General features: G+C 60.5%; 11 protein-coding genes. 5 read left to right on the plus strand and 6 right to left on the minus strand.

All coding sequences use genetic code 11. The annotated features are described in order from the left end of the window. The first annotated feature begins 123 nt into the window (after nucleotides 1-123). Complete coding sequence (locus tag DevBK_RS15800) at nucleotides 124-12,090, plus strand: Ig-like domain repeat protein (protein WP_317186148.1); 11,967 nt, start codon at nucleotides 124-126, stop codon at nucleotides 12,088-12,090. 12 nt (nucleotides 12,091-12,102) lie between these two features. Here the strand turns inward: DevBK_RS15800 and DevBK_RS15805 are convergent, their stop codons facing one another. The 3 genes from DevBK_RS15805 to rpsU form a co-directional block, all read right to left on the minus strand. Beyond that, nucleotides 12,103-12,978: a DUF429 domain-containing protein gene (locus tag DevBK_RS15805; protein WP_317186149.1), complete on the minus strand. Its 876-nt coding sequence runs from the start codon at nucleotides 12,976-12,978 to the stop codon at nucleotides 12,103-12,105. Between the two features lie 195 nt (nucleotides 12,979-13,173). Beyond that, nucleotides 13,174-13,854, minus strand: a complete 681-nt coding sequence (locus DevBK_RS15810) for an outer membrane protein (RefSeq protein WP_062629127.1) — start codon at nucleotides 13,852-13,854, stop codon at nucleotides 13,174-13,176. A gap of 228 nt (nucleotides 13,855-14,082) precedes the next feature. Continuing rightward, the gene (gene rpsU, locus DevBK_RS15815) at nucleotides 14,083-14,310 is read right to left on the minus strand and encodes a 30S ribosomal protein S21 (RefSeq protein ID WP_061909685.1); all 228 of its coding nucleotides are present in this window, start codon (nucleotides 14,308-14,310) and stop codon (nucleotides 14,083-14,085) included. Nucleotides 14,311-14,567: 257 nt separating this feature from the next. On the opposite strand from rpsU, the gene DevBK_RS15820 reads away from it, so the two are divergent. Then, entirely contained in the window at nucleotides 14,568-15,260 is a 693-nt protein-coding gene (locus DevBK_RS15820; RefSeq protein WP_317186150.1) for an alpha/beta fold hydrolase, read from the plus strand. Nucleotides 15,261-15,492: 232 nt separating this feature from the next. Here the strand turns inward: DevBK_RS15820 and DevBK_RS15825 are convergent, their stop codons facing one another. The 3 genes from DevBK_RS15825 to DevBK_RS15835 form a co-directional block, all read right to left on the minus strand. After that, complete coding sequence (locus tag DevBK_RS15825; RefSeq protein WP_317186151.1) at nucleotides 15,493-16,581, minus strand: 5-(carboxyamino)imidazole ribonucleotide synthase; 1,089 nt, start codon at nucleotides 16,579-16,581, stop codon at nucleotides 15,493-15,495. 5 nt (nucleotides 16,582-16,586) lie between these two features. Beyond that, a complete protein-coding gene (gene purE, locus DevBK_RS15830) occupies nucleotides 16,587-17,078 on the minus strand; it encodes a 5-(carboxyamino)imidazole ribonucleotide mutase (RefSeq protein ID WP_061909679.1) in 492 nt (163 codons plus the stop codon). An 88-nt stretch (nucleotides 17,079-17,166) separates the two neighbouring features. Beyond that, the gene (locus DevBK_RS15835; RefSeq protein WP_061909677.1) at nucleotides 17,167-17,382 is read right to left on the minus strand and encodes a YdcH family protein; all 216 of its coding nucleotides are present in this window, start codon (nucleotides 17,380-17,382) and stop codon (nucleotides 17,167-17,169) included. A gap of 147 nt (nucleotides 17,383-17,529) precedes the next feature. On the opposite strand from DevBK_RS15835, the gene DevBK_RS15840 reads away from it, so the two are divergent. The 3 genes from DevBK_RS15840 to DevBK_RS15850 all read left to right on the plus strand — a co-directional run bounded on the left by DevBK_RS15840 (nucleotide 17,530) and on the right by DevBK_RS15850 (nucleotide 21,264). After that, nucleotides 17,530-17,703 (plus strand): YdcH family protein, encoded by a 174-nt coding sequence (locus tag DevBK_RS15840; protein ID WP_082460829.1) that lies wholly within the window; start codon nucleotides 17,530-17,532, stop codon nucleotides 17,701-17,703. 217 nt (nucleotides 17,704-17,920) lie between these two features. Then, entirely contained in the window at nucleotides 17,921-19,405 is a 1,485-nt protein-coding gene (locus DevBK_RS15845; RefSeq protein ID WP_061909819.1) for a sigma-54-dependent transcriptional regulator, read from the plus strand. A 236-nt stretch (nucleotides 19,406-19,641) separates the two neighbouring features. Further along, a complete protein-coding gene (locus DevBK_RS15850) occupies nucleotides 19,642-21,264 on the plus strand; it encodes an ABC-F family ATP-binding cassette domain-containing protein (protein WP_061909675.1) in 1,623 nt (540 codons plus the stop codon). The last annotated feature ends 7 nt before the right edge of the window (nucleotides 21,265-21,271 follow it).

Consider the following 21,271-nt stretch of genomic DNA (forward strand, 5'->3'; position numbering starts at 1 on the left):
GCTTTCGATCGCAGCGCTTCTGGAATATCGCGCCAGCGTCAGGCTCCGATTTAGTTAACAACTGTTAACGTTTTTCTTTCCAGTTGGCAAATCGAAAGCGTTCAGACGGTCACAATTAGTGTTGTGCTCTTTCTGTCTGGGTTTTCGGTGGTACCGATCTTTACGCGCCTCTGGCGTAATGGCTTCGTTATCGGTGTTGTTCAGTGGCTGGCGACAGTCCTTGCTTTCTGCTGGGCCCGTCTTCTCACCCAGCCTCTTCGCCATTGCATTCCGGCATTGCTGTGCTTCTCCGCGCTGACAGGCGTCGCCGTCGCAGCGTCGCCCGGTTGCACTTACGTCAATTCAGGTGTGATGAACTATTCGGGTCCGCCATCCACCGCGGGACTGTTGCTTACGACGCAAGTTTTTTATGCCGGCGACGAAATTCGCTTTGCCTATACGAGCAATCCAGCCAAAGCCGGCGCAGTATTGCAAATCCTATATACCAACATCTTGCCCGCAACGATTCTTGGGGCGACCGTTACCAATGCCACCAATACCAGCTATGTCATCAATGGAACAATTGCGGCGACCGGCTCCGCCCTGCTGCAAGCGGCCCATGTCGATGCGACGGCCGCCCTAAGCCAGTCGAACCGCGTTACTGTCTCGCTCACCTGCAATCCGGCGCCCGCGCCGACAACACTGGCCGTTTCGGGCCCAAGTCAGTCGTTTTTTGGTCAGCCGGTTCAGTTTCAGGCAAGCGCGAGTTCGATTGGTGGAACACCCACGGGTGATGTGGTTTTCTCGATCGGCGGGGTGCAGCAGTCGCCGGTTGCCTTGACCAACGGCGTTGCGACCCTATCGCGTTCGGATTTGCCGGTCGGCACATATGCGGTGACCGCGAACTATCTCGGGAATGCGAACTTTGGTGGCGCAAGCGGCACGCTGGCCGGAGGGCACGGGGTCGCACTAGCGGCGACCACTACGACCGTCGCTTTAAATCCAACCCCAAGCGCTTATGGCCAGTCTGTTACTTTGACGGCTCAAGTCAGTGCGACTGCGCCCAGCGTGTCGACGCCCACCGGCACGGTGGTGTTTTCCATCGATGGCGTCGATCAGCCGGCGGTCGCTTTGCAGGCGGGCACGGCGACCTTCACGACCACAGCACTTGCCGCCGGCACGCGGTCTATCATTGCCAAATATTCGGGCTCATCGGGTCATGCTGCCAGTGTTTCGAGCCCAGCTTACCGGTCCGTCACGCCTGCAGCGACGACGACTACGCTCAGTCTTTCGCCAAATCCGAGCACTTTTGGCCAGGCCGGCACAATTACCGCCACTGTCGAGGCCTCCCAGATCACGCCGGTGGGCACCGTGGTTTTCACCGTCGATGGCGTTGCCTATGCGCCGGTCAGTCTTGTCAGCGGCAAAGCCAGTATCGCCATGCCGCCGCTTGGTGTCGGGACACATGCCGTGTTGGCGACATATCATCCCACGAGCAATTTCACCGGCTCCAATACGTCGGCTTCCCAGCAGGTCGATCAAGCGGCCACCACTGTCCAAGTCACGGGTCCGGGTGCCGTGGTCTATGGTCAGCAGGCAACCTTCGGCGCAACGGTCACCTCCGCTGGCGGCACGCCGACTGGGACGGTTACCTTCAAGATCGACGGTGTTGCGCAGACGCCGGTGCCTGTCGTCGGCGGTGCTGCGAGCTTCACCGCACTTAATCTTTCCGGCGGCGGACACGTCGTGGAAGCTCACTATGGAGGCTCCACCAATTTTAAGTCGGGGGATGGGGTCTTGTCGGGCGGACAGGTCGTTTCGCCGGCCTCGACCACGACCACTTTGACCATGGGTTCGGCAAGTAGCCAGTTTGGGGATACGCCGACGGCGGTCGCTCGCGTTTCGTCGGTCGCAGGTGCTCCCGGTGGCAGGGTCGTCTTCAGTATTGATGGCGTCCCGGGGCCAGACGCCCCGCTCGTTGGTGGAGAGGCGACGGTATTGCTGTCGGGCCTTGCGATTGGCGATCGCAGCATCACCGCCGCCTACCAAGTGTCCGACAGCTTTTCGGCCAGCGTTTCAGGCGCTGTCGCGCACACCGTCAGTAAAGCGACATCCTCCGTTTTGTTGACCGCGACGCCCGAGCCAACTGTAACCGGGCAGGCAGTGACCTTTACGGCCCGTGCCTCCACGCCAGGCGGCCCGGCAACGGGGTCGATAATATTCACTATCGACAATCAGCAGGTTTTGCCCGGGGTGACCCTCGTCAATGGTGAGGCGACACTCACGCGTTCCTCGCTGGCAGTGGGTAATCATACCGTATCGGCAGCCTATAGCGGGAGTGCCACCGCTCTTTCTGCAACTTGCTCGCTTCCGGGTGGGCACACTGTTGGCCGTGCCGCCACGACCACCACGATTTCAAGCAATGCTGCGAGCGGGGCATTTGGCGCCGCTGCGGTGTTCACCGCTCATGTCGAAGCGCTCGCGCCTGGCGTCGGCACTCCGACCGGGAGCGTCACCTTCTCGCTCAACGGGGCACAGCAGCCGCCGCAGAACCTCGTCAATGGCACGGCAGTCCTCTCCCTGCCGAGCCTTGCGGTGAACACGTATACCGTAACTGCCGTCTATAGCGGGGATGCAGGCTTTATCCAGAGCACCGATACGCTCGCCAGTGGCTACCAGTTGCGCCCTGCCGATACTGCTCTGAACCTCACCGTTTCACCTGAACCCAGTCGGTTCAAAGATGAAGTCACGCTTCGTGCAGAGGTGACATCCCTAGGTGGTGTGCCAACGGGCGATGTGACCTTCATGGCCGACGGGCAGTCTCTTGGTTCGGCGGAGCTTCACGCAGGTGTTGCCTTGGCCAAGACGACAACTCTTGCCGTCGGGCAGCGGCAGATTACGGCAAGCTATGCTGCAACGACCAGCTTTAGCGCGAGCCCAGTGGCCAGTGTACAGCATCAGGTCAACAAGGCTTTGACTTCGACGGAGGTCACCACCTCGGCGCCTTCAATTACGCTAGGCGGGACTGTGACCTTCTCCGTCAAGGTCAACTCCACAGCCGCAACGCCGACAGGCACGGTCGATGTTTACATCGACAATACGCTGGTCGCGGACGATGTGTTGCTTACAGCAGGTATGACGAGTGTTTCCGCCACGCCGTCTTCCGTCGGCACTCATGTTATCAGGGTTGAATACTCTGGAGACGCTGATCTCGAGCAGTCCACGGGCATTCTCGCCGGTGACCTGCACATTGATAGGGCGCTGGTTTCGCTAAGCGTATCAGCGAGTGCCAATGCGGTCGCCTATGGGCAGTCCGCGACCCTTTCTGCCGATATTTCCTCAGCGGGCGGGCCGCTTTCTGGTGACATTGTCTTCGATATCAATGGGACGAGGTACCAGGCTCCGATCACGAATGGCAGGGCGGAACTGACCGTTCCGACGCTGGAGCCAGGATTTTATCTCGTCACTGCCAGCTATGCGCAGACGTCCGATTTCCAAAGTGCAACCGCACCATTGGCGGGTGGTTTGACCATCCAGCGGGCTCCATCTGCGCTGACCGTTGTCAGCTCTTCCCCCGTATCAGTCTACGGGGCCAGTCCGACGATCGAGGCGCGCCTCAATACAGGTTCTCTTGCGCCAACCGGCACAATATCCTTCACGGTGGACGGCTCGCCAAGATCTGCCGATTCATTTGCCAATGGCGTGGCGGTGTTGAGCCTTTCTGGCCTCGATGTCGGCAATCACACCATCTCGGCCAGCTATTCGGGCGATGGCCATATCCTGCCTGCGACAGACGCTCTGACTGGCGGACACACGGTTACCCCGGCGAGCACCGTCATGGCTTTGTCCGCGACGCCTTTGACTGCGGAATTGGGGACTGCCGTCGAGTTGGTGGCTGAGGTAACCGGCGTGCGGACGCCGTCAGGCAACGTGGTCTTTATGGTCGATGGGACCTCTTATGGCGCCCGTTCTCTGGTTGGCGGCAAAGCGCGACTGACATTGAGCGCTTTGACAGTCGGTTCGCACGACGTCAGCGCCTCCTACGCCACGCAGAACAATCATGACACCTCCAGCGCGACGCTGGCGACCCCTGTCGTCATTACGCATAAAACGACGACGCTTGGAATTTCCGGCCCCCCTGCGCCTCTTCATGTCGGCGAGCTGGCCACGTTCCGTGCAGACCTGACGGCGGGTGCATTTACCCCCACCGGCACGGTCGATTTTATCATAGATGGAGATATCTCGGCGCCGCTCAGAAGGCCCCTCGTGAATGGCTCCGCCACGCTCGATTACGCATTTATGTCTGGCGGCAATCACACTGTGGAAGCGGTTTATGCCGGTACGCATGAATACGGTCCTGCGCGCGACGCGCTTGCTGGCGGGCAGGTCGTTGTCGCGGCTGCCACCAGCACGGCTTTATCCTTGCCCGCCGCACCTTTGCGCTTTGGCGATCCGATCACTGCCACAGCCGTCGTTACTGCCCTGACTGCGGGGGCGGGAACACCGTCGGGTATCGTCGAATTTTTGGTCAATGGGACTGTTGTCGGCACCTCGGCCCTTGTGGGTGGCTCTGCGGACTTCGACTTACCGGCATTGTCTGCGGGACAATATGTGGTCATCGCCCGCTATGTCGCGGGTCGAGACTATGGGGCAAGTTTTGACGAGCGCATTGGCGTCACCATCGAACGAGCGATTCCAAGCGTTGCCCTTGTTGTCAGCCCGAGCCCCGCCACTGCCGGTCAGCCCGTGGTGTTTGGACTCACGGTCGCTGCGCCTGGCCTGGTTCCGCCAAGCGATGTCACCTTCAGCGCTCCCGGCATGTCTCCGGCAACGGTCCAAACCAACGCGTCCGGCAAAGCTTCTTACTCAACAGCGTTCCCAAGTGCTGGAAGCTTCACCGTCGCTGCCGATTTCAGCGGAACATCAGATATCTCGCCGGCCAGCGCTTCTGCTGTGCTTGTGGTCGACCCTGCGCCAATCAGTGTCACGCTCGTCTCGCATGTTCCCCCCGGCGAAGTCGGAGCGGACTATTTCGGTTCGGTCACTGCCGTCGGTGGTACAGGGCCTTATTTTGTCAAACACGGCACCGGGTTTCCGCCGGGTCTGCAGATGGACGCGGCAACGGGGCAGATTACCGGGCGCCCCTTGTCTGCGGGATCGTACACCTTCGACGTCGATGTGCTCGATGCAAACGACCAGCCGGTCACCACAGGCAGTTATTCGATCACCATCGTCGTTCCCGTCGCGGTGCTCATCACGTCAAGTCTTCCACCAAGCGGTGTCGCTGGAATCCTTTATCAAAGTGTAGCGCCTACCGTCACGGGCGGCGCTGGCGCTTATTTGTTCGCGCTATCGGGGGCACCATCGGGGATTAGTGTGGATGCAACGACTGGCATTGTCGCAGGGACCACGCGCCAAACCGGAACGTTCAACCTTGTCCTGACCGCGACCGACACCAATGGTGTTGTGGGCAGCAGAAACTATCCGGTGACCTTCACCGCGCCAGTGATCGCGGCGTCGGCCAACATGCCCGCAGGCGAAGTGGGCGTTGCCTATCCCGGCGGTTCCATTACTGCATCCGGAGGCGCTGAACCCTACACCTATGCGATCGGTGCCGATCCACTGCCGCCCGGGCTGGTACTCGATGCAGATACAGGCGCCGTGACCGGTATTCCCTCAGCCGCAGGGACCTATCCGGTGACGTTCACAGTCACAGACGCCAACGGTTTTTCCGGGCAGGCATCGGCTTCGTTCGTCACCACCGTGGTGCCCGTGGTCACACTGCCGGCAAGCCTGCCGCCGGCACGAGAAGGGCAACATTATCTCCAGTCGATCGCTGCGGTTGGCGCGACGGGTCCCTATACCTACAGCGTCTCAGCGGGCAGCCTGCCATTGGACCTGCAGCTCGATACCACGACGGGCTTGTTGTCTGGCATACCGAGCCAATCGGGCACTGCTGACTTCACAATCACTGCCACCGACAGCTCCTTGCCTGTGCCGCGTGTTGGTACCCAGCGCTACACCTTTGCAATCGACGCTGCCTCGGTGCTCACGATGACGCCGCCGCCTGCGGTGGTCGCAGGCGCGGCATATTCCCATGCCTTCAATGCCACGGGTGGCTCTGGAAGCTACACCTATCAGATTGCTTCAGGCACGTTGCCTCAAGGCCTCCAATTCGATCCGCAGACCGGCTTGGTCTCTGGAACCACGACCGACGTCGGCAGTCATGCCCTTATCGTCGCGGCGACCGATACCGGCTCCGGTAACGTATCGAGCCAAGGCTTTGCTCTGGTCGTGGTTCCGCGATCCGTCGTGGTCTCGATCTCAGGGACCTCTGCCGCATTTGGCGCTGCTTTCTCGGCAAATCTGACGGCGACGGGCGGGCAGGGCACTTACACCTTCACCAGCCCCGACAAACCAGCGTGGCTATTCCTTACAGCAGCCGGTGACCTTACGGGCACACCCGACACTGCTGGCTCTGTGAGCTTCGATGTCGAGGCCAAAGATGCAAATGGCTTCATCGGCACTGCCGTAATTACCCTGGTTGTCGCGCCGCCGGTGCTTTCGCTTGGCGTCCTCAGTGATACTGCCCACGAAACCACTCGCCCCTATAGCGCGACGTTTTCGATAGCGGGGGGCGTCGCGCCTTATAGCGTGGTCCTGAAGGGAGGAACGCTTCCGCCCGGTTTGACGCTTGGTGCCACGGGAACAGTTCAGGGGACATTGTCCGGTACGCCATCGCTCGTCGGCACATATACCTTTGACATCGAGGCTCGCGATGCCAATGGCTTCACTGTCGAGCAGGGCTACACCATCATCATCAGCAGCCATCTGGGCACTGCCATATTGAATCCGACCCTGCCAACTTGGATTGCGGGCGAGCCTGGGTCTGGCACGGCAGGAGTGACCAATGGGGGCGGCAGTTTCACCTATGTGAGCTCGGACCTGCCTGTTGGTCTCAGCCTCGACCCGGTCACGGGCGACATTTCAGGGACACTGACAACGGCCGTGACCTACACGTTTACGGTGACCGCGACAAATACCTTGACCGGTCTTGAGAATAGCCAAAATTATTCGCTCTCCGTCGTTCCCCCGACCTTCACCTCGGCAAGTGCGCTGGCAACTGGTACCGCGGGGACGTCCTATTCTGCTCAGATCGCCGTCAGCGGTGGTTCTGGCATCTACACTTTTGGCGCAGCCACGGGGCTGCCGACAGGTCTGTCCTTTGATACGGCGACAGGGACATTGTCCGGCACACCGACTGAAGCGGGTGCCTTCTCCATCGTCGTTTCCATCCGCGACAGCAATGGTTTCAACAGCACCGCGACCTATGCGCTGCAGGTCGACGCGCCGACGATTACGCTGGCTGGCGGCAGCCTCACCGACACGATACTGGCATCGCCATTTGCGCCCTATCAGTTCGCCGCGTCAGGCAATGGTGCTGGGGTGCTCAAGTTCTCGTTGAGCGCAGGAACGCTTCCGCAGGGCCTTGCTCTTGCGGAAGACGGGACGCTCTCTGGCTCTGCGACTGCCCAAGGCAATTTCTCGTTCGAAATAACTGCGACCGACGCAAATGGCTTTACCGGTTCGGCGCTATTTGATTTGACGGTACTCAGCAATGAAAGCGGCGCCCTCAGCTTCTCCGGTGCGTTGGCGGATTGGCCTTTCAAGCAACTCGATACGCGCAGCGTTGCGGCATCAGGCACGCCTGTCGCGATTGTCAGCTATAGCGTCACCGCTGGTGCTTTGCCGCCGGGTGTCAGCCTCGCGCCAACGACTGGTATGCTCAGCGGAACGCCCACGGCGGCGGGACCTTTCCGTTTCGAAATCACGGTGAAGGACGGCGACTATTTCAAGTCCCATACCTTTGACCTGAACGTGGCTCCCCCAGGATTGAGCTTGAGCGGTAGCGTCCCGCTGTCGGGTCGTGTGGGTGTGCCCTATACCGCCGATGCGGATGCGACGAGTACATTATCCGGCTCGAGCTTCGTCTATCGACTGATCAATGCGCCGCCCGGCCTCTCGATCGATGCATCCGGCGCGATCACGGGCACGCCGACAACCGATGGCTCGTTTACCTTCACTATCCAGGCGACCGATGGAGACGGTTTTTCCGTCAGTCAGGGCCACACCCTCGTCGTTTCTGAGGCGTTCATTCCACTCGCGCTCCCCGCTAGCCTTCCCGATGCCGAAAATGGCGTGCCCTATTCCGAGCTGGTCCAGCCAACCAATGGGACTGGCCCGTTCACGTTTCAGATTGACGCGGCCCCTGACCTTCCTCCCAATCTGTCGATCGATAATACCAGCGGCTTGCTTTTCGGTACGCCTTCGGCCGACGGCCAATTCTCCTTCACGATCACGGCCACAGACAATCTGGGCAATAGCGGTTCTAAAACCTACACCTTGACGATTGCGCCCGCAGGCGCCAGCACGCCGAGCGTGACGACCGTCAACCTCACGCCATCCTCCTCAAGCCCCGTGGTGGGGGAGCGGGTGGTCTTGAGTGCGGAGGTGCTGTCGTCGGGCGGTATTCCGGGTGGTACCCTGGTCTTTAAATCCAACGGCGCGACGATTGGCAGCGAGCTTCTCGACGCTCAGGGCCGCGCGGAAATCGAGTGGCCGATCGGGCTTGCTTCGCAAACGGTGGAGGCCGAATATCTCGGTGCCTCGGGCTTTCTGGGCTCCAGTTCCGCACAGCTTACCGTGTCGGCCACAGCAGCAGCCACGGAAGCCAGCATCAGCGGCAATCTCTCGATCAGCCGGCATGACGATAGGCTTGTGGTTGTCGCAAGCGTCGGGCGACTTGCGCCTTCAAGCGGTCCGGTGAGTGCCGGCACTCTTAAATTCTACCTGGATAATGCGCCCATCGACTCTGGTCCGGCCGTTGGAGGGACGCGCACGCTGATTAGCACATTGGATCCTGGGCTTCATATTCTACGCGCGGAGTTTGAGCCAGACGACCCAGCGCTCGACCTTGGCGCATCCGCAGAGGTGAACATAACCGTCAGTGCAGACACGGTGGTCACCGTCACGGGTCCGGCCTCGGCAATGGAAGGCGCGACGTCCACATTCGTGGCCACCGTCGATCTCGTGCCGGCCCATGCGTTAGACGCCATTGGCGATGTGGAGTTCTTTGCCGGAACAACGAAGCTCGGCGAGGAGACACTCGTGGGCGGAGAAGCAACATTCTCGACCGATGAGCTGCCCGTCGGTACTCATGACATATGGGTGAATTACCCGCTCCATCACGTGTTCCGCGCCAGTACATCGCCCCGCATGGCCCATCGTGTCATGCACGTCTCGACGGTATCTGAAGACTCGTTTACCGATCTTTCGCTCTCAACTGCGTCGCCGGTCATCAGCCAAATGATCACGATGAGGGCTGAAATAACCGCGCTGTCTGGGTTGATCCCGACTGGCGACGTCGAGTTCGTGGCGCAGCCGTCAGGCACTGTGCTCGGCAGGAGCGCAGTTGATGCCATAGGTGTTGCGAGCCTTGATTATGCATTTTTCGATCTCGATACGCGGAACATTGAGGCGCGATACCTTGGCGAGGGGAACTTCAATGCGAGTTCAGACACCTCGCCGGTCGTTCCGGTGAGTGCGCCGACCAAGCTCAACCTTTCAGCGTCAGCGCCCAGAACACTTGTTGGCGAGACGGTCACATTGACGGCCGAAGTCGAGCGACAGGCACCCGCCAGCGGCCTGCCATCCTCCGCAACGATAGAGTTCCTAGCCGATGGCAGTGTGATCGGAACATCGGTGACCAACGGCGCGAGCTCAGCGACATTTGTCACACCGCCTCTCGCCGCCGATACAGCGTTCACGGCGCGATATCTTGGTCCACTCAATCTGATCGATGCTGCAAGCCAGTCGGCGGTCCTCAACCAACCCGTCGTCCGCGACGATGTCGATCTTGCGGTCGATGCCACCAATAATGGCACCGATTTCGTCATCGACGTTACGTTGACACCTGTCGCTCTAACCGGTCGCACGCCCATCAGAACACTGAAACTTCGTCACGCCGACGGACTCTTTGCCGATCAGGTCATCACGCTTGCAGGGCCGACCGCGCAGTTTTCCGTTCCCGAAACCCTTTTTGGCCCAGGCGTCCATACGCTTTTAGTCAGTTATGACGGGGACACCTATTTCAATGCGGCCAGCGCCCAGATCAACCATCAGGTCATGGGCGATACGACGGTAAGCTTCACCATTTCGCCTAACCGTCCCGTTCCCGGCGCTCTTGCCACCCTGTCGGCGCGCGTTTTCTCGCTATCGGGCAGTGGCATGCCCACGGGATCAGTCCTGTTCCGCTTCGCCAGCAGCACTTGGAGCGATCAGGTTTCAGCTAACCTTGTGGGTGACCACGCAACGGCCAGCATGGTCTTTCCGGACGCGACGGAAGGCGACATGACGGTCATCTATTCGGGAGACGCCGTCTATCAATCAAACGCCGCTGCGCCGCTTCGGCGCCGCATCGTCATGATGTCGGGCCTTGAAGCCACAAGCACCGCTCTCTCGACCTCGGCCGCTGCAGTGGGCGTGGGCCAGCCCGTAACCTTTACGGCTGCCGTGCAGACGCCAACTGGTTCGCCGTCGGGGTCTGTAGTGTTTTATAGCGGCAACATTCTCTTGGGGCGCGCCACGCTTGGCGGGGGACTAGCGCAATATACCGTGCCCGGCTTTGCGTCCGGCACGCATTCGATCATCGCCTATTATGGCGGCACGGCGCTCCATGCCGCGAGCCAGTCACCAGCGTTGAGCCAGCGCGTGATCGGCGCCGATGGCGTCAGTTTCTCGATGAGCACACGTCCCGAGGCTTTCGTCGCGCTCGGTCAGCGGATCGAGGTGATCTATACGCTCGTTGCGACGGGTGGTGTCGATCTGACGGGCCTCGGCGTTAGTTCCGCGGCTATGGCGGTGGCGTGTCCGTCGGATAGTCTGGCAGCCTTTGCTACCATGGTCTGTACGGGGTCATATACGATCACCGAAGCCGACATGCAGGCCGGCCGCGTTGATCTGCCTGGCACAGCGGTGGTCGATGGGATCGGCGCAATCGTCTCGGGAACGTCGATCACCTTGCAGGCGACGGCAGTCGCCGAACAGTTCGCCACGATGACCGAAGAGTTCATGACGACGCGGCAAAAGCTCGTGGCAACAGCTCTTCGTCTCCCTGATATTTTTGATCGACGCCGCATTGCGCCCGGCCGGCGCCCCGGCACAGTCATTGCGCGGGCCGATGGCACAAGCCAGATCCTCGGCTTCACCTCGAGCCTAGCTGACGTCATGAGTTGGGGCGCGGCAAAGGCTGCAGAAAATCTGGCAACTTCGGTCGCGCTGGAGCCCCTTCCGGTCAATATCTGGATCGACGCGCAGATGACGCTGCATGCGCAAGCCGGTGTCGATACGCACTGGGGTGACTTCTCGACCCTCGCCATTGGTGTTGACTACCTGCTCGGCGATACTGCGCTGCTCGGCGCAGTGTTGCAGGGGGATTGGATGCACGACAATTCCAGCAAGGGGTCAGTGAGCGGCACCGGTTATCTCGCAGGCATCTATGGTTCAGTGGCCCTCTCCGAGCACCTCTCCCTTGATGGCAGTCTTCTCTATGGCCAATCGCAGAACGAGGCGGTTGCGGAAATGTTTGGCCAATATTTCGCTGGCTCGTTTGGCACGGAGCGGTTCCTTGCCAATCTCGATCTGAGCGGTTTTTGGGAGCACGACGCCCTCACCATCCGGCCGAGCGTGCTTATGACGCTTTCAAGCGAAGATGGTGGCGACTATCTCGTGCGCAACGAGACCGGGGATGCCGTTCTGGTCGAAATCGAGCGGCAGACGGAATTCAAGCTGGGCCTGGGGAGCGCCTTTGAATACGGCATCGATTTGGAAGGCGGGCACGTCCTGACGCCAAAGGCAGAGATCGAACTCGGGCTGTCTGGCAGCGTTCTTGGCGATCTCAGTGTCGACAGCCGCCTCTATGGTCGCAGCACGGTGGGCTTTGGCTATTCGAGCCCAAATGGGCTCACGCTCAACGGCGAATTGGGTGCAGATCTTGATGCGACGGGGTTCCGTTCCGTGACAGTCAGGGGCGGCATAGGCGCAAAGTTCTAGGCGATTTCTGAACTATCCGCTTCGCCTATGACCAAGCATCCAGCCTTCGATCTCGCTGATTTGCGGGGTATCCGGCGCGCCGTCATAGCGCCCTCCGTCGACCACATCGATCATGCCAATTAGACCGACAAGAGAATCGAAGCGGTCTTCCGCATGCGGGTCTTCGCCGAAGCCCGTCGCGATCAATGGCAGTATTGCGCCTGGCTTCACGTGGGGTTTTTCCATGAACCAATGGGCGAAACTATCGGCAAATCTGACGCGATCGCCTTGCTTTCGCTTGCTCCAGCCGCGTTTGGGAAAGCCGATTTGGCTATAGATATCGCCGGGATAAGTTTCAGCGATGACAATGTCATTGGTCCGGACAAGCTCGTGCAAAGGCCCGTCGAAGGGCCATAGTGCGATGCGATCGAGGTTGGGAATGATGAGCTCCTGCCAGCCGGAGATGGCGGCTTTGCCAACTTGGTTGCCGCCCATGGTCCAGAAGAGGCTTGCGGCGGCTGGTCGTTCGTTGCTGGCGCGTTCGCAGAGGCGGAGGAGGTCATCCCAGGCCGTTAGGCCTAGCGCGGCGAGGAGATGGGCTCGCTTCGCGTTGCCGGGGCGTGCGGGATAGAAGGGGCGGTGAATTCCGATTTCTTGAGGCGTTGCGGCGACGTCGAGCCAGGTCGGCCACTTGCCCTCTCCAATGGAATTCAGGAATTCTCGAAAGCCCGTTATGCCGGCAGCTTTTGCGTAAACTGCTGGTAAACCTATCGAAAAATCGACGCCTATAAGGAGTGCGCCGTTTTCGCGCTTTCGTTTTGCCAGTCTTTCGAAGAACGTTTCGGTGCTGCCGACGGGTTCGGGTGCGGTAATTTGCCAGCCGCTCTCTGTCCGGCAAGCGAGGCTCATCCAGCGTTTGGATGGGGTTTTGCTCCAATCGCAATGTGCGATCAGGCTCACATCGGCTGAGATGTTTTGTGGAGGTCGAATGTTCGGCAATCGAGAAGCGCACTCCACGGGACTAAAACAGAGAAGGCCCGCAGTGCTGCCTGCGGGCCTTTTTCTGTTAGCATTCCGTTAACATCGACGCGCGGTTAAGCGCGATTAGAACGCGTAATTGACACCGGCGCGGATGACGCTGAAGCGCTGGCCGATTTCGCGGCTGCCGCCGGGGAGACCATTGTAGGTCTGGTTGCCGAGATCGACATAGAGGTACTCGGCCTTGACCGAGAGATTGTCGGTGGCCTTGGCTTCGATACCGACGCCGGCGGTCCAGCCGAAATGGGTGGCGTTCTGCGAGGTGGTGACGCCGCCATTGAGGACCTGGGACGTGCCGCGACCGAAGGCGGCGCCGAGGGTCACGAAGGGCATGACCTGACCGAAGGTGCCACCGGCGCGAGCGCGGGCGGTGCCAAACATGTCGAGCTTGCTCTCGAACGTGCTGCCGTTGCCGAGTGGCTCGCTATAGGCAAGGTTGGCCCACTGCAGATCGGCTTCAGCGCCGACGACGAAGCCGCCCATATCCATGTTGAAGCCGAGCTGGCCGCCGGCGGTCCAGCCGGAGCTGTTATTGTTGGTATTATTGATCGCGGGGCTGGTGGTAGTATTGCCCCAGAGGTAGCCGCCGTTTACGCCGGCATAAAAGCCGTTCCAGTCCGCAACGGACGTGGAGGAAAACATGGTGGACGTAGCGGGGGCGCCGCCGCCGTTCCAGCCCAGGTCGGCTGCGCTCGCAGACGCGGTAAGCGTCAGAAGGGCTGACATCACAATGGCTGAGCGTTTCATTCGGGCCTCGTCGAAAATGAGCCTTAACATCAAGGCCCAAAATCGTCCGAAGGTCTTAACGACGGGGTAAGGAATAAGGTTAACGCTGAAGGTTTTATGTTTTTGTGAAGGGGTTTGTTAGGGCAGGGGACAAGTCGGCTCGCCCGCTGCCTGTGCGAAATTCTGGCGCCAAAACAAAAACGCCACCCCGAAGGGCGGCGCTTTCAAATTCAAATTGTTCGCAAAAACCTAGTTGCGCGCCGGTGGCGCTGCAATCAAGCCTTCACGCTGTGCACGCTTGCGAGCCAGCTTGCGGGCGCGACGGACGGCCTCGGCCTTCTGGCGAGCCTTCTTTTCAGAAGGCTTCTCGTAATAGTTGCGCAGCTTCATTTCGCGGAAGACGCCTTCGCGCTGCAGCTTCTTCTTCAGGGCGCGCAGCGCCTGGTCAACGTTATTATCGCGAACGACTACTTGCAAAGGTCAACTGCCCCTTCAAAACTTGGCAATGTGCTAGGATGGAAGCGCCGGAGCCGCAGAGCCACGTCGCCGACCAGCAGCGCCGGTCACCGTGGCGGGGTCTATAGAGTAAGATTGCGGCTCTGTCCACTGTAAAAGCCGCCGAATACCGCCCAAAACTGGCTCAAGACTCCTACGCTCAACCAACGCGAGCGCCATCACTGTCTTGCTCGCAGCAAGCCGGCATTCTACGTCTTGCCTGACTTAAGGAGACCACCATGTTCCAGCCGCTCGTCCTCGTTCCCGGCCTTCGCTGCGATGCCTATCTCTGGCATGCCGTGATCGAGCGTCTCGACGAGCGCGTGGCGCCGGTGGTGGCCGACGTTTCGCGCGACGATAGCGTTGCTGGAATGGCTGCGCGGATCCTTGCCGCGGCGCCGCCGCGCTTTGCCCTCGCGGGGCTTTCGATGGGCGGCTATGTGGTTCTCGAGATCATCCGCCAGGCGCCCGAACGCGTGACCCATCTGGCACTGCTCGATACCAATGCGCGGCCCGATAGCGAAGAGCGCAAGACTGCACGCCGGACCGAAATGGAACTCGTCCGCCAAGGCAAATCGGCGCTTGTCTCCCGCATGGGTCTGCCGAACCTATTGGCGCCGATCCATCTCGATAGTCCCATCGCCGAAGCCGTCCACGCCATGACGCTGCGGGTCGAATCCGAAGTCTATCTGCGCCAGCAAAACGCGATCATGACCCGCATCGATTCCCGGCCGTTCCTCGGGCAAATTGCCGTGCCGACCTTGGTCGGCGTCGGGGCCGAGGACAAGCTGATCCCGCCTGAACTGTCGGAGGAAATGGCGGCGATGATCCCAGAGGCCAAGCTCGCCATCTTTGCCAATGCCGGCCATATCCCGACGCTCGAAGCGCCACAGGCGGTGGCCACCGCTATGCGGGAATGGTTGGCCCGGTAGTTTTTACTGTTCCTGAGGGATAGTCTGCCTGCGAGGCGTCTAGTTCCCACCGGGCTTCCCTCGGGCTTGACCCGAGGGTCTCTCGCCTACGCCTGAATGACTGTGGCTTCCGAACTGGCCCTCGGGTCAAGCCCGAGGGAAGTGCAGTGGGTGGGAGGTCTTCGAGGACAGGGATGGGAGCGACGCGTTTTGCCTTCGGTGAGGAAAGCTCCAGCGTTCGCTGGAGCAAAGACTAGTTCGCCCGTACGATCCGATTTATGTGCCCCATCTTTCGACCCGGACGCGCCTCGGCTTTGCCGTAGAGGTGGGGTTGGGTGTCGCCATCGATGCCGCCGGGGACAATATCGACCTCGTCGCCGATCAGGTTCTGCATGACCACATCGGCATAGCGCTGCGGATCGCCGAGCGGCCAGCCGGCAACGGCGCGGATGTGCTGTTCGAACTGGTCGGTGAGGCACACTGCTTCAGTCCAGTGGCCGGAATTATGGACGCGGGGTGCGATCTCGTTGACGACGAGGCTCGGGCGCTCGCCGCCGATGACGAAAAACTCGACGCCAAGCACGCCGACATAATCGAGGGCAACGACGATGACCTTGGCGAGCATGGCCGCATGTTTGGCAATGCCCGGCGCAATCTCGGCGGGAACCGTCGAGGTGAAGAGGATATGGTCGCGATGGACATTTTCGGCCGGATCGAAGGCCCGCACGGTGCCATCCGCGCCGCGCGCCACAACGACAGAGATTTCCTTTTCGAAATCCACAAAACCTTCGAGCACCAGCGGATGGGGCTTCAAATCGGCAAAGGCTGATGCCGCGTCTTCCGGCGCCCGCAGCACGCGCTGCCCCTTGCCGTCATAGCCAAGCCGCGTGGTCTTCAGAACTGCGGGAAGGCCAATCGCAGAGATCGCGTCATTGAGCTCATCGCGCGAATGAACCGCGCGATAGGGCGCGACCGGAATATTCTTCGAGGCCAGAAAGCTCTTCTCGGCCAGCCGATCCTGCGAGATCGCCAAAGCATTGGCGCCTGGCCGCAGCGGCTTCAAACTCGCGAGAATTTCGGCTGTTTCTGCCGGCACATTCTCGAATTCATAGGTGATGACATCGACTGCTGTCGCGAAGGCCCTCAGCGCTGCTGCATCGTCATATGCCGCCACGGTCTTCAAGGGCGTCACATCAAAGGCGGGGCTTTGCGGATCGGGGCAATAAATGTGGCTCTTGAGCCCAAGCTTTGCCGCCGCGAGGGCCAGCATCCGGCCCAGCTGACCGCCGCCCAAAATGCCGATGGTGGCGCCGGGGCGCAGTGCCGCAAAAGTGTCTGCCAAGAGTTCTACTCGAGATCGGAGGGGAAATGCGGCACGGCCTTGGCCTGCCGTTCGCGATGCGCGTCGAGCCGGTCGGCCAATTCGTCATCATTGAGGGCCAGAACGGCCGCAGCCAAGAGAGCGGCATTGATCGCGCCCGGCTCGCCGATGGCGAGCGTGCCGACGGGAATGCCGCCAGGCATCTGCACGATGGAATAAAGGCTATCGAGCCCGCTGAGTGCCTTGGAGCGCACCGGCACACCGAAGACGGGCAGCGGCGTCATCGCGGCGATCATGCCCGGCAGATGCGCGGCGCCGCCAGCCCCGGCGATGATGATCTTGATGCCTTCGGCGCGGGCATTGGTGGCAAAATCCACCAGCCGCTCGGGCGTCCGATGCGCCGAGACGATCCGCGCCTCATATTCGATTTCAAGGGATTCGAGCGTTTCGGCGGCAAGACGCATGGTCGGCCAGTCCGATTGACTGCCCATGACGATGGCCACAGGTGGCTTGAGCATGGCGGTGTCTCCCCTGCCGCTCCGCAAAAAACGCATCTAACTCAAAATCGGGGACCGCTCAAGCCGGGGAGGGGCGCTCTGCGACTTTTCAGGCGATGATATCGGGCAGTAAAATGTTTTCGAGCTGGGTAATACGGTCTTTCAGCGCCAGTTTGCGCTTCTTGAGCCGCTGCACGAGCATTTTGTCGGAAAATTGCGACTGCGTCAGCGTGTGGATCGCCGCGTCGAGATCCGCATGCTCCTGCCGCTTTGTCGCCAGTTCCAGCCCGAGTTGGGCCTCTTGTTCCTTGCTGAGCTGCAGCATGACCGGAAAACCCTGCTCCCACTCACCTTTGGTTAACGCATCACACCTTGTTTTGCATCTGATTTCGATGAGCTGCCCATCTGTGCTCGACAAACCATGAAAGATTTGTGACCATGGTCCTCGTCCACGATGTCTAAGGAGTTGTCTATGACTACTGAAGGCCACATCGCAGCGCTGGAGCGGCGCCACCAGGAACTGGACCGGCAGATTCAGGCAGAGATGCAGAATCGCCAATATGACGACCTGATGGTTTCCACGCTGAAGCGAAAAAAGCTCGAAGTAAAAGACGAACTGTCGCGTTATTCCGAAGCGCAGCATTAATCGGTCGGACGACCATCTATCACTGAATTCTGAGGGTCACGGATTTTCCGCGGCCCTTTTTATTTGGGCATGGCAACACCTTCGCGATGTTTGGCGCCCGCCAAAGCGAAGCCGAAATATTTAGGATTAACACCCTCTTAAGGCCGTTTCTTCATTGTCTTCCCAAAACGGCACACCCGATTCGTGCCTTTTGCCCGCAATCAGCTTTGGGATAGGCATGACGCGCGTTCTTGTGGTCGATGACGATCCGGTCCAACTCCGGCTTACTGCCGAAATTGCCAATCGAGCCGGCTTCAAGCCATTGACGGCGACGGGGGGCGAGCAAGCCCTCGCTATTCTGCGCGACGATCGCAAGATCGGCGCGATGATCCTCGATCTCGTCATGCCCGATCTCGACGGCATGGGGGTTATGTCGGTGATGCGGGCCGAGGGACTCACCACGCCGGTGATCATCCAGACGGCCAATGCCTCGCTCGAAACTGTCATCTCGGCCATGCGCCAGGGCGCCGCCGACTATTTCGTCAAACCCGTTTCGCCCGAGCGCCTTATCATCTCGCTGCGCAATGCGATGAAGCTCGATACGCTCGAAGCGGCTATCCGCTCCGACACGGCCAAGCGCAGTGGCACGCTGACCCAATCGGACATGATCGCGACGGCACCAGCCATGGCCCGCGTGTTGACGCTTTCGGGCAAGGCGGCGAAAAGCCCGATCCCTGTGCTCATCGAGGGCGAAACCGGCGTCGGCAAGGAAATGGTCGCGCGCATCATTCAGGGCATGTCCGACCGGGCGGGAAAACCGTTCGTCACCGTCAATTGCGGCGCCATCCCGCCCAATCTCGTTGAATCCATGCTCTTCGGGCACAAGAAGGGGGCCTTTACCGGCGCCATTGCCGACCAGACGGGCAAATTTGCCGAAGCCCATGGCGGGACGCTGTTCCTCGATGAAGTGGGCGAATTGCCGCTCGAAACGCAGGTCAAACTGCTCCGCGCCTTGCAGGAGGGCGAGATCGAACCGGTCGGCGCGGCGCGGTCAGAGCGTGTCAATGTGCGGGTGATATCGGCCACCAATCGGCGTCTCCTCAACCTCGCCAAATCGGGCGAATTCCGCGAGGACCTGTTTTACCGGCTCAATGTTTTCCCGATCTATGTGCCGCCGTTGCGCGAGCGTATGGAAGACCTGCAAAATCTTACGACGCATTTCGTCGCTCGCCTTTCGGCGGAAGCCGGCAAGCGCGTCGTTGGCGTGACGCCCAAGGCGCTCGATCTGCTCGCCTCCTACGATTGGCCGGGCAATGTCCGCCAGCTTGAAAACGCCATCTATCGCGCCATCGTCCTTGCTGACTCGGCCTTTCTTGAGCCCGAGGATTTTCCGCAGATTCTCGCGCAAGCTGCCGGCCGCGACGAGGCTTATCGCGCGACCGAGCGCGCCCCGGTCTTGGCGGCGCCCATTCATATCGATACCGCTCCGGCTCGGCCGCGACCTGAGCCCGAAATCGAGCCGATGCAGGATCGCTTCCTCAGTTCGGCAGGGGATCTGCGTGCGCTTGGCGATATCGAGCGCGAGGCTATCGCCTTTGCCATCGACTATCACGGCGGCCGCATGTCGCGGGTCGCAAGGGCGCTGGGGATCGGCCGCTCGACGCTTTACCGCAAGCTCCACGAATACGGCATGGCCGAGGGGCTGATCAGCGACGCGGCTTAGGCGGGAAAGCGCTGCAAGGCCGCGTTGCAAAACGCCGCCTTGCGCATAACGCCCCCGTTCTTTAGAGACCGCCCTAAATCGTAACGCATAGTCGTCCTCATGGTGAGGTGCGGAGCGCAGCGTAGCCTCGAACCACGAGGACGCGGCACGCGCTCCTTGAACCACACCCTCGTCCTTCGAGGCTTGCCTCCGGCAAGCACCTCAGGATGAGGACTACTAAATTTCAAGGGCTCCCCATGATCCGCCTCGAAAGCATCGGCAAGCAGAACGGCAAGCAGATCGTCTTTATCGAGGCATCGGCAACGCTGCTCAAGGGCGAAAAGATCGGTCTTGTCGGGCCCAATGGCGCGGGCAAAACGACGCTTTTCCGCATGATCACCGGAGAAGAGCAGCCCGATGAGGGCCAGGTTTCGGTCGAGCGCGGCACGACCATCGGCTATTTCAGCCAGGATGTTGGCGAAATGAGCGGGGTCAGCGCGGTTGCGGCCGTCATGGACGGCGCCGGCCCGGTCAGTGAAATTGTCAGGGAAATGCGCGCGCTCGAAGCCGATATGGGTGATCCCGATAAGGCCGACGAGATGGACGCCATCATCGAGCGCTATGGGGAAATCCAGCACCAGTTCGAAGAGCTCGACGGCTATTCGCTCGATGGCCGCGCGCGCGAAGTGCTCGATGGCCTCGGCTTTTCGCAGGAAATGATGGATGGCGATGTCGGCGCGCTGTCGGGTGGCTGGAAGATGCGCGTGGCGCTTGCCAAGATCCTTCTCATGCGCCCCGATGCGCTACTGCTCGACGAACCCTCGAACCACCTCGATCTCGAAAGCCTGATCTGGCTCGAAGAGTTTTTGCAGAATTATCAGGGCGCTCTCTTCATGACCTCGCACGACCGCGAATTCATGAACCGGATCTGCACGAAAATCGTCGAGATCGACGCCGGCGCGCTGACGACCTATTCGGGCAATTACGAATTCTATCAGCAGCAGCGGGCGCTGGCCGAAAAGAACCAGCAGGCCCAGTTCGAGCGGCAGCAGGCGATGCTCGCCAAGGAACTCGATTTCATCGCGCGCTTCAAGGCGCGCGCCAGTCATGCGGCGCAGGTGCAGAGCCGGGTGAAAAAGCTCGACAAGATCGACCGTGTCGAGCCGCCCAAGCGCCGGCAGACTGTCGATTTCGAATTCCGCCCGGCACCGCGCTCGGGCGAAGACGTGGCGCTTCTGAAGGGCGTGTCGAAAAGCTATGGCTCGCGCTCGATTTATGACGGGCTCGATTTCCACGTCCGCCGTCGCGAACGCTGGGCGATCATGGGCATCAACGGCGCGGGCAAGTCGACGCTGCTGAAACTCGTTACCGGCACCACCGATCCAGATGACGGGTCGGTCTCTCGCGGTCCGTCGGTGAAGATGGCCTATTTTGCCCAGCACGCCATGGATGTGCTCGATGGCGACCTGACCGTCTTCGGCCAGCTCGAATATTCGTTCCCACAGGCAGGCCAGGCTCCGCTGCGTGCGCTGGCCGGCGCCTTCGGCTTTTCAGGCGACGATATCGAAAAGAAGTGTCGCGTGCTTTCGGGCGGCGAAAAGGCGCGTCTCGTCATGGCGATGATGCTGTTCGATCCACCGAATTTTCTGGTGCTCGACGAGCCGACCAACCACCTCGATATCGCGACCAAGGAAATGCTGATCACGGCGCTGAGCAATTATGAGGGCACCATGCTCTTCGTCAGCCACGATCGCCATTTCCTCGCCGCGCTCTCCAATCGCGTGCTGGAGCTGACGCCCGAAGGCGTGCACGTCTATGGCGGTGGCTATACCGAATATGTCGCCTCGACCGGCCGCGAGGCACCCGGTCTCCATAGCTGAGGCGCGA

Origin of the sequence: Devosia sp. BK, assembly GCF_032907385.1 — a bacterium.
Lineage (GTDB): Bacteria > Pseudomonadota > Alphaproteobacteria > Rhizobiales > Devosiaceae > Devosia.